The sequence below is a fragment of the Gilliamella sp. Fer4-1 genome (assembly GCF_001690515.1).
GTDB lineage: Bacteria > Pseudomonadota > Gammaproteobacteria > Enterobacterales > Orbaceae > Gilliamella > Gilliamella apicola_C.
In genome coordinates, this window is sequence record NZ_LZGZ01000024.1 from 1 (window position 1) to 1,123 (window position 1,123).

A 1,123-nucleotide genomic window follows, 5' to 3' on the forward strand; every position below is an offset into this window, starting at 1 on the left:
AGCTTACCAGCAGGAAGGATTACCCGTTACTTAGATAAACTGGCCGAATATCATGGGTATCCATTAAAAATACGGGTCGATAATGGGCCAGAATTTACAGGAAAAACCTTTATAAACTGGGCCAAATCACATGATATAACCATTGATTATATCCAGCCCGGTAGCCCTTATCAAAATGGCTATATTGAACGATTTAATCGTACCTATCGTACTGAAGTACTCGATTTATATCTTTTTAACAACTTAGCACAAGCAAGGAGAATAACTGAAGAATGGTTAACGATTTATAACACCGAAAGACCGCATGAGGCATTAAATAACATGACACCGATTGAGTATAAAACACTAAAACAAGCAGCATGATTTTCTACGTGAGTTGTGTACTAAGTTTGAGGTATTTACAGTTAATTAAATCTCATCAGCTTATTGATGAGGTTTTATATAATAACCCTTATTTAAAGCTGGTTTAGGCATTATTAGATTCATAAACAATAGGATATATTTATCGTTTATTGAAAATCTGTTGCTTATTAAGCAAAATGGTTTATTTTTATACAACATAAAGCTTGCCTTAATCTATTTATAGATTAAGGCAGCGTTACTGCCAAAGTGATTTTCTGGTCGCTTGATAGCGGTAAAAGATAACGAGAATGTATTAGGTTGGGAATATAACATAAAGTAATCAACTCACAGCCGAACACCAAAACTGGGCGACTATCCGCCATCGCTACGATGATAATACCGGCTTACTCAATTTAATTATAGGAAAATATGAATATTATTATTTCTTCAATAATAATTTTTATGTTCTATTTAAATCTAAAAATTAATTTAGTAGTAGGAAAATATTGACATGTTCATTTATTATGCTATTAATAAAAGTTAAATGGATCTAATTTAAAAAGCTTTAAAGGATAGTATCATGACTAAGAGTGATTTATTCTTAAAAATAGAATTTTTAAGAATAACATATGATTCTGATCTTCCTCCCTAGTGAAATAAATTTTCAATAATTGATTGCAGTGTAAGCTGTACAAAGATAAATAGAACCAAGTTTTTGATGGTTTTGTTCATTCTATTCAATTCTAATTATCAGATATTTTGAATATAAAAATTTCAAATT

At 30.2% G+C, this 1,123-nt stretch carries 1 protein-coding gene; it reads left to right on the forward strand.

The genetic code is table 11. From position 1 onward, the window contains the following. The coding region (locus tag A9G30_RS00920; protein WP_141671936.1) for an integrase core domain-containing protein at positions 1-363 on the forward strand (363 nt) is incomplete at its 5' end. Between the last annotated feature and the right edge of the window lie 760 nt (positions 364-1,123).